This is a genomic window from Kitasatospora sp. NPDC091257 (assembly GCF_044757675.1).
In the GTDB taxonomy this organism is placed as follows: Bacteria; Actinomycetota; Actinomycetes; order Streptomycetales; family Streptomycetaceae; genus Kitasatospora; species Kitasatospora lactacystinica.
The window spans coordinates 1-8,624 of the sequence record NZ_JBIVVI010000258.1; the positions used below are offsets into that span (position 1 = coordinate 1).

The following is an 8,624-nucleotide window of genomic DNA, read 5'->3' on the forward strand; positions in this document are numbered from 1 at the left end:
CCCTCGACGTCCCCGGCAGCGCCCCCGACACCACTCCCGACACCGCCCCCGTCCTGAACGTCCCGCAGGACGTGCTGGACCACTTCGCCAAGCTCGGCGTGAACCCGGAGACCTTCTCGGGCGGCCACCTCGGCGAGAAGCTCGGCATCCGGATCGTCGAGGCCTCCGGCGACCGCGTGGTCGGCACCATGCCGGTGGAGGGCAACCAGCAGCCGTACGGGCTGCTGCACGGCGGCGCGTCGGCGGCGCTGGCCGAGACGCTGGGCTCGATCGGGGCGATGCTGCACGCCGGTCCCGGCCGGTACGCGGTCGGTGTGGACCTCAACGCGACCCACCACCGCTCGGCCACCTCCGGGCTGGTGACCGGGGTGGCGACGGCCGTGTTCAAGGGCCGCACCGCGGCCACCTACGAGATCGCGATCACCGACGACACCGGCCGGCGGATCACCAGCTGCCGGCTGACCTGCATGCTGCGCGACCTCTGACGGCGGCTCCGACCGCGCCCTCCCGCCCGACAACGTCCCTACCGGAACCGCGAGTTCACTCCGGACAACATCAAGTCCCTTTTCCGCCCCCTTGTTTGACCTTCCGCCACCCTGGGCAGGCGTTGGTCTGGACAAGGGGGCCTTCACATGTCCGGGCGCGGTCGGTGCAAACCCGCCCCTGTAACGCTGCGTAACAAGTAGGAAATCCGATCAATTGCCGGTTCCGAGGCCCGCGGGCGCCCCGGGATCATCCGGTCGCACCCTCCTTGTCCGAAATCCGGACGCTCAAGGCCGAAAGCAGGGCATCGGACACAGGTGTCCGATTATCGGTCCTGCCAGCTGCAACCCTCATTTCTGGGCCTTACATCGCCCTACCAGCGCGTAAACGCCTGGCATCGCGGGGTCGATCGAGCCAGAACGACCACATCGTGAGACAAATGCTCCGTGTGCTCATAACAAGAGAATCACAGCCTGCTCCCAGCACTGCCCGAGCCGCCCAACGGCATCTAGAGTCACGGCCAGTCACCGCGCCATTCGATTGGGCCAGGCCCTCCGCGCACTCCGGCTCCCGCCATTCAGGCGCGGGCGCCTCCTGAACCGAAGGGGACCCTCGTGCGTCATCGTTCAGCAGTTGTCGTGAGCATTGCCGTGATCGGCGCCCTCAGCCTCAGCGCCTGCGGCTCCCGCGGAGAGAAGAAGGCCGACGGCGGCACCTCCAACTCCGGCTCCACCACCGTCGTCATCGGCGTCGACGCCCCGCTCACCGGCGACCTCTCCGCCCTCGGCCTCGGCATCCGCAACTCCGTCGACCTCGCGATCAAGAAGGCCAACGAGGCCAACGAGGTCCCCGGCGTCAAGTTCGAGATCAAGGCCCTGGACGACACCGGCAAGCCCGCCCCCGGCCAGCAGAACGCCACCCAGCTCGTCGGCGACTCCAAGGTCCTCGGCGTCGTCGGCCCGCTCAACTCCAGCGTGGCCCAGTCGATGCAGCAGATCTTCGACGACGCCGGCCTGGCCGAGGTCTCCCCCGCCAACACCGGCGTCGCCCTCAGCCAGGGCGAGAAGTGGGCCAGCGGCGAGAAGAAGCGCCCGTTCACGTCCTACTTCCGCACCGCCACCACCGACGCCGTCCAGGGCCCCTTCGCCGCCCAGTTCCTCTACAACGACGCCAAGAAGACCAAGGTCTTCCTGATCGACGACCAGAAGACCTACGGCGCGGGCCTGGCCGGCACCTTCAAGGGCGAGTTCACCAAGCTCGGCGGCCAGCTCGTCGGCGAGGAGCACGTCAACCCCGACGACCGCGACTTCGCCGCCATCGTCACCAAGGTCAGGAGCTCCGGCGCCGAGGCCGTCTACTACGGCGGCGAGTACCCCGCGGCCGGCCCGCTCTCCCTCCAGCTCAAGGAGGCCGGCGTCAACATCCCGCTGATGGGCGGCGACGGCATCCAGAGCGGCGACTTCATCAAGCTCAACCCCAAGAGCCAGGGCGACTACGCCACCGCCGTCGGCCTGCCCGTCGAATCCCTCGACACCGCCAAGAAGTTCATCGCCGACTACAAGACCGCCGGCTACAAGGACGCCTACGAGACCTACGGCGGCTACTCCTACGACAGCGCCTGGGCCATCATCCAGGGCGTCAAGCAGGCCGTGAAGGACAACAACGGCAAGGTCCCCGACCGCAAGGCCGTCCGCGACGCCGTCCAGAAGGTCAGCTTCGACGGCGTGACCGGCAAGGTCTCCTTCGACGAGTTCGGCGACACCACCAACAAGCAGCTCACCGTCTACACCGTCAAGGACGGCAAGTGGGCCGTGGAGAAGTCCGGCACCTTCAAGGGCTGACGCCCAGTCACCACCAGCACCACCAGCGCCACTTCACCACCACCGCGCGCGGGGGCGCCACGAGTGCCCCCGCGCGCACCCACATCCACCACCCACGCGGACACCCCCGAACGCACTACGGAGGCCCAGCGGTGCACGACCTACCGCAGCAGCTGGCCAACGGCCTGATCCTCGGCGCCCTCTACGGACTCGTCGCGATCGGCTACACGATGGTCTACGGCATCGTCCAGCTCATCAACTTCGCCCACGGCGAGATCGTCATGGTCGGCGGCTTCGGCGCCCTGACCGCCTACCTCGCCCTCCCCGGCGGCACCACCCTGTGGCTGGCCCTGCCGCTCATGCTGATCGCCGGCATCCTGGTCTCCACCCTCACCGCCGTCGCCGCCGAGCGCTTCGCCTACCGCCCCCTGCGCAACGCCCCCCGACTGGCCCCGCTGATCACCGCGATCGGGCTGTCCATCTTCCTCCAGCAACTCGTCTTCTCCTTCTACCCGGACGCCAAGAAGGCCCGGGTCTTCCCCAAGCTCCCCGGCGACCCGTTCAGCCTCGGCTCCGTCACCATCCAGCGCAGCGACCTCTTCCTGATCATCGCCGCCCCGCTGTGCATGCTCGCCCTCGGCTGGTTCGTCACCCGCACCCGCTCCGGACGCGCCATGCAGGCCACCAGCCAGGACCCGGACACCGCCAAGCTGATGGGCATCGACACCGACCGCATCATCGTCATGGCCTTCGCCATCGGCGCCGCGTTCGCCGCCGTCGCCGCCGTCGCCTACGGGCTGCGCAGCGGCCAGGTCGACTTCCGGATGGGCTTCATCCTCGGCCTCAAGGCCTTCACCGCCGCCGTCCTCGGCGGCATCGGCAACATCTACGGCGCCATGCTCGGCGGCCTCGCCCTCGGCCTCGCCGAAGCCCTCGCCACCGGGTACATCCAGCACCTGCCCGGCATGCACCTCTTCGGAGGCGGCGCCTGGAAGGACGTCTGGGCGTTCGTACTCCTCATCCTCGTGCTCCTGATCCGGCCCCAGGGCCTGCTCGGCGAGCGCGTCGCGGACAGGGCGTGACCACCATGACCACCACCCGCACCGAAACCACCCCGGTCATCCCGCTGCCGGCCCGCGCCGCCGCCGCCGTCACCGCACTCGGCGCCCTCGCCACCGCCGCCTCCGCCGCCATGTCCTGGACCTGGACCTCCGACTTCCCCGGCGACCTCACGTACTACGGCTCCCCGGCCGGCCTCCAGTGGCTCGCCCTCGCCGCCGGGCTGCTCACCCTCGTCCTGCTGCTCGCCGCCCAGGGCGTCCCCGGACTGCGCTGGGCCGCCCCCACCCGCAGCAACAACGCCGTCCTGTTCGCCGCCACCGGCGCCCTCGCCGTCGCCGTCTACGCGGTCGCCGCCGTCTCCGCCGAACTCGGCGGCCTCGCCAACCTCGAACCCGGCGGCTGGGTGCTCGCCGCGGGCGGCCTGATCTCCGTCCTCGGCGCCCTCGCCCTGCCGCTCGACCGCCGCACCGCCGTCCCGCTGCGGATCCTCGACAAGCGTCTCTTCCTGCTCGTCCCGGTCGCCCCCGCCGCCTGGTTCGGCGCCCACGCCGTCCCCACGGACAAGCCGGTCGCCCCGGTCCTGACCGCCCTCGCCGGCGGCCTCGCCATCGCCGCCGGCGCCGTCCTGCTGCTCCAGCTCGGCCACCTCGCCAACAGCGCACTGCGGCTGGGCCGGATCGACCGCCCGCTGGCCGCAGCGCGGGCGCTCCCCTCCTGGGTCGAGGTGCTGCTGATCGTCCTCGCCTTCGGCACCGGACTGTTCGCGATCACCTTCGGCATCGACACCGAGTACGGCGAACTCTTCACCGGCTACCTGCTGTTCGTCGCCCTCGCCGTCCCCGCCCTGGCCAAGTCCGGCCTGCTCGCCCGGCTGCGCGCGCTGACCGTCAAGCACCGCCCGGTCACCACCGGCGCCGCCTTCGCCGCCGCCGCCGGCTTCCCGTTCACCCAGACCAGCGACCAGTACACCTCGGTCGCCACCAACATCCTGATCTTCGCCACCGTCGCCCTCGGCCTCAACATCGTCGTCGGCCTGGCCGGCCTGCTCGACCTCGGGTACGTCGCCTTCCTCGGCGTCGGCGCCTACGCCGCCGCCCTGGTCTCCGGCTCCCCCGCCTCGCCCATCCACGTCCAGTTCCCGTTCTGGGCCGCGATGCTCACCGGCGCCGTCGTCTCGATGATCTTCGGCGTCCTGATCGGCGCCCCCACCCTGCGGCTGCGCGGCGACTACCTCGCCATCGTCACCCTCGGGTTCGGCGAGATCTTCCGCATCACCATGCTCAACCTCAACGGCACCACCGGCCCCAAGGTCACCAACGGCTCCAACGGCATCCCGCGCATCCCCGACCTGGAGATCCTCGGCTTCGACCTCGGCAAGCCGCACACCGTCCTCGGCGTCGAACTCGGCCGCTTCTCCAACTACTACCTGCTGATGCTGCTCGTCACCGCCGTCGTCGTGCTGGTCTTCGCCCGGGTCGGCGACTCCCGCATCGGCCGCGCCTGGGTCGCCATCCGCGAGGACGAGACCGCCGCCGAGGCCATGGGCATCAACGGCTTCCGGCTCAAGCTGCTCGCCTTCGCCCTCGGCGCCCTGCTGGCCGGCCTGGCCGGCACCGTCCAGGCCCACGTCAGCTACACCGTCACCCCCGACCAGTACACCTTCGCCGAAGCCCTCCCGCCGAACTCCGCCTTCCTGCTCGCCGCGGTCATCCTCGGCGGCATGGGCACCATCAGCGGCCCGCTGGCCGGCGCCACCCTGCTCTTCCTCATCCCCAAGAAGCTCGAATTCCTCGCCGACTACCAGCTCCTCGCCTTCGGCGCCGCCCTCATCGTCCTGATGCGGGTGCGCCCCGAAGGCCTCATCCCCAACCGGCGCCGGCAGCTGGAGTTCCACGAGGCCGCCCTCCCGGCCCAGGCCACCGGCGAGCCGACCGCACTCACCAAGGCAGGGGCGTGACCGACCCGATGACCACCACCGCCGCACCCCTGCTCGAAGTCACCGGCGTCACCATGCGCTTCGGCGGCCTCACCGCCGTCAACGACGTCTCCCTGACCGTCGGCGAAGGCGAGATCATCGGTCTCATCGGCCCCAACGGCGCCGGCAAGACCACCTTCTTCAACTGCCTCACCGGCCTGTACGTCCCCACCGAGGGCGCCGTCCGCTTCCGCGACACCCTGCTGCCGCCCAAGCCCCACCTGGTCACCCAGGCCGGCATCGCCCGCACCTTCCAGAACATCCGGCTGTTCGCCAACATGACCGTCCTGGAGAACGTCCTGGTCGGCCGGCACACCCGCACCAGGGAAGGCATCTTCTCCGCCATCCTGCGCGGCCCCGGCTACCACCGTGCCGAGGCCGAGAGCCGCGAGAAGGCCATGGAACTCCTGCAGTTCACCGGCCTCGCCGAGAAGGCCGACCACCTCGCCCGCAACCTCCCCTACGGCGAGCAGCGCAAGCTGGAGATCGCCCGCGCCCTCGCCTCCGAACCCGGCCTGCTGCTGCTCGACGAACCCACCGCCGGCATGAACCCCCAGGAGACCCGGGCCGCCGAGGAACTCGTCTTCGCGATCCGCGACAAGGGCGTCTCCGTCCTCGTCATCGAGCACGACATGCGCTTCATCTTCAACCTCTGCGACCGCACCGCGGTACTCGTCCAGGGCCAGAAGATCGTCGAGGGCGACCGCGAGACCGTCCAGAACGACGAACGCGTCATCACCGCCTACCTGGGCGCCCCGCTCGAAGGCACCACCCCGGCTGTTCCGGAGAACGTTACGGAGACCGACCAGTGACCGCACTCCTCGAGGTCGAGGACCTCCGCGTCGCCTACGGCAAGATCGAGGCCGTCAAGGGCATCGGCTTCACCGCCGAACAGGGCGAGGTCACCACCCTCATCGGCACCAACGGCGCGGGCAAGACCACCACCCTGCGCACCCTGTCCGGCCTGCTCAAGCCCACCGCCGGACGGATCACCTTCGACGGCCAGGACCTCTCGACCGTCCCCGCGCACAAGATCGTCGCCCTCGGCCTCGCCCACTCCCCCGAGGGACGGCACATCTTCCCCCGGATGACCATCGAGGAGAACCTCCTCCTCGGCGCCTTCCTGCGCACCGACGCCGCCGGCATCACCGCCGACGTCGAACGGGCCTACGGCCTGTTCCCGATCCTCGGCGAACGCCGGCGCCAGGCCGCCGGCACGCTCTCCGGCGGCGAACAGCAGATGCTCGCGATGGGACGGGCGCTGATGTCCCGGCCCAAGCTGCTGATGCTGGACGAACCCTCGATGGGGCTCTCGCCGCTGATGATGCAGAAGATCATGTCCACCATCGTGGAGCTGAAGTCCTCCGGCACGACCATCCTCCTGGTCGAGCAGAACGCCCAGGCGGCGCTCTCGCTCTCCGACCGGGGGTACGTCATGGAGACCGGCCGCATCGTCCTCTCCGGGACCGGGCCCGACCTCCTGCACGACGAGTCCGTCCGCAAGGCCTACCTCGGCGAGGACTGAGCCCGTACACACGTCGAAGGGCCCGGCAGAAACGTTCTGCCGGGCCCTTCCCGTACCTGTTACTCGCCCTTGGCCTCGTCCGCCTTCTTGCGGTCCTGGGCCTCGCCCTCCTCGATGACCGCCTCGGCCACCGCGGCCATCGTCATCCGGCGGTCCATCGAGGTCTTCTGGATCCACCGGAAGGCGGCCGGCTCGTTCAGCCCGAACTTGGTCTGCAGCACGCCCTTCGCCCGGTCCACCAGCTTCCGGGTCTCCAGCCGCTGGCTGAGGTCCCCGATCTCCTTCTCCAGCGCCCGCATCTCGGCGTACCGGGAGACCGCCATCTCGATCGCCGGCACCAGGTCCGACTTCGAGAACGGCTTGACGATGTACGCCATCGCCCCGGCGTCCCGCGCCCGGTCCACCAGCTCCCGCTGCGAGAACGCCGTCAGCATCAGGACCGGCGCCAGGTGCTTGTCGTGGATCTGCTCGGCCGCGGAGAGCCCGTCCAGCACCGGCATCTTCACATCGAAGATCGCCAGATCCGGCTTCAGCTCCTCCACCAGCCGCACCGCCGTCTCCCCGTCACCGGCCTCACCGACGACGGTGTACCCCTCCTCCTCGAGCATCTCCTTGAGGTCGAGGCGGATCAGCGCCTCGTCCTCGGCGATCACAATCCGGGTGATCTGGGGCGTATCGGTCTCAAGCGGCTGCGCCTGCTCGTCGGCGGTGCTCACGGGGCTCCTAGTTCCGGCGGGGTACTGCATGCACGAGGGTACCCAGACACGGTATGTTTGAGTTACCGGATCGGGCCTGCGGGCTTCGATTCGTAGGCCCCGATAGCCCAATCGGCAGCAGGCGATGGTCTCAAACACCATACAGTGTGGGTTCGAATCCCACTCGGGGCACTTTCCCTTCGAATCGAAGGTATCCAGCAACTGGACAGTTGCTGGTGATCTTCACCGGTTCGAGTGGCGTTTCGGGCATTCACCGGACCGTCGCGTGCACATGGCGCACACTCGGCCGCATGCACGAACCCTCTGTGCGCGAACAGGCCGTTCACTTCCTCCGCCTCGGTGCGGGCACCGCCGAGACTGCCCGGCGGCTCGGAATCCCTGTCGGCACGGTCTCCTGGTGGAGGCACCAGGATCTCGCCAAGCACGGCAGACTCCCGGGCCGCAAACGCTCCACCTGCATGCACTGCGACGGCAGCGACCTGAATCGCCCGGCGTACTCGTACCTGCTCGGGCTCTACCTGGGCGACGGTCATATCAGCCACCCGAAGCAGCATCGGACAGCGAGCCTCTTCATAACCTGTGACGACAAGTGGCCAGGAATCATGGACGCGGTCGAGACGGCCATGAGGCAGGTCTTCCCCGCTCTCACCCCTTGCCGCGTTCGGCGGCCCGGCAGCCACAACGTCAAGATGTACTCGAAGCACCTGCCGTGCTACTTCCCCCAACACGGCCCCGGCAAGAAGCACGAGCGCACGATAGCCCTGGAACCCTGGCAGCAGGAGATCGTCGACGCCCACCCCTGGGAGTTCCTGCGCGGCCTGATCCACTCCGACGGCTGCCGCATCACCAACTGGGCCACCAAAACGGTCGACGGCGTGGTCCGCCGTTACGAGTACCCGCGTTACTTCTTCACCAACACCTCGACCGACATCATCGGCCTCTTCACCACCACCCTCGACGCCGTCGGCGTCCAGTGGAAGGCCTCGATCCCCCGCCCCACCGGCCAGGTCAACATCTCCGTCGCCCGCAAGGACTCCGTCGCC

General features: G+C 69.2%; 8 protein-coding genes and 1 tRNA gene. 8 read left to right on the plus strand and 1 reads right to left on the minus strand.

All coding sequences use genetic code 11. From position 1 onward, the window contains the following. The first annotated feature begins 53 nt into the window (after positions 1-53). From ACIQOV_RS14760 to ACIQOV_RS14785, 6 genes are all read left to right on the plus strand, one after another. Positions 54-485, plus strand: coding sequence for a PaaI family thioesterase (locus tag ACIQOV_RS14760; protein WP_188296758.1), 432 nt, complete (start codon positions 54-56; stop codon positions 483-485). Between the two features lie 612 nt (positions 486-1,097). Next, entirely contained in the window at positions 1,098-2,324 is a 1,227-nt protein-coding gene (locus ACIQOV_RS14765; RefSeq protein WP_401048614.1) for a branched-chain amino acid ABC transporter substrate-binding protein, read from the plus strand. A gap of 131 nt (positions 2,325-2,455) precedes the next feature. Further along, entirely contained in the window at positions 2,456-3,385 is a 930-nt protein-coding gene (locus ACIQOV_RS14770; protein WP_359819021.1) for a branched-chain amino acid ABC transporter permease, read from the plus strand. A gap of 5 nt (positions 3,386-3,390) precedes the next feature. After that, on the plus strand, positions 3,391-5,322 hold the full coding sequence (locus ACIQOV_RS14775) for a branched-chain amino acid ABC transporter permease (protein ID WP_401048623.1): 1,932 nt from the start codon (positions 3,391-3,393) through the stop codon (positions 5,320-5,322). A gap of 8 nt (positions 5,323-5,330) precedes the next feature. Continuing rightward, positions 5,331-6,152: an ABC transporter ATP-binding protein gene (locus ACIQOV_RS14780; protein ID WP_380546903.1), complete on the plus strand. Its 822-nt coding sequence runs from the start codon at positions 5,331-5,333 to the stop codon at positions 6,150-6,152. Then, positions 6,149-6,865: an ABC transporter ATP-binding protein gene (locus ACIQOV_RS14785; protein ID WP_401048617.1), complete on the plus strand. Its 717-nt coding sequence runs from the start codon at positions 6,149-6,151 to the stop codon at positions 6,863-6,865. The genes ACIQOV_RS14780 and ACIQOV_RS14785 overlap by 4 nt, the downstream gene beginning before the upstream one ends. Before the next feature lie 59 nt (positions 6,866-6,924). Here ACIQOV_RS14785 and ACIQOV_RS14790 read toward each other — a convergent pair whose 3' ends face one another. Continuing rightward, on the minus strand, positions 6,925-7,611 hold the full coding sequence (locus tag ACIQOV_RS14790; RefSeq protein WP_401048619.1) for an ANTAR domain-containing response regulator: 687 nt from the start codon (positions 7,609-7,611) through the stop codon (positions 6,925-6,927). Between the two features lie 66 nt (positions 7,612-7,677). Here ACIQOV_RS14790 and ACIQOV_RS14795 point away from each other — a divergent pair. Both ACIQOV_RS14795 and ACIQOV_RS14800 read left to right on the plus strand, forming a co-directional pair. Further along, positions 7,678-7,752: transfer RNA gene (locus ACIQOV_RS14795), tRNA-Leu, on the plus strand. A gap of 119 nt (positions 7,753-7,871) precedes the next feature. Beyond that, positions 7,872-8,624 (plus strand): helix-turn-helix domain-containing protein (locus tag ACIQOV_RS14800; RefSeq protein WP_401048621.1); only part of this gene is annotated, 753 nt, incomplete at its 3' end.

Bases quoted from the DNA above. Each gene is read 5' to 3' on its own strand.
- ACIQOV_RS14775 (WP_401048623.1), top strand. From the start codon at position 3,391: ATGACCACCACCCGCACCGAAACCACCCCGGTCATCCCGCTGCCGGCC.
- ACIQOV_RS14780 (WP_380546903.1), top strand. From the start codon at position 5,331: ATGACCACCACCGCCGCACCCCTGCTCGAAGTCACCGGCGTCACCATG.
- ACIQOV_RS14790 (WP_401048619.1), bottom strand. From the start codon at position 7,611: ATGCAGTACCCCGCCGGAACTAGGAGCCCCGTGAGCACCGCCGACGAG.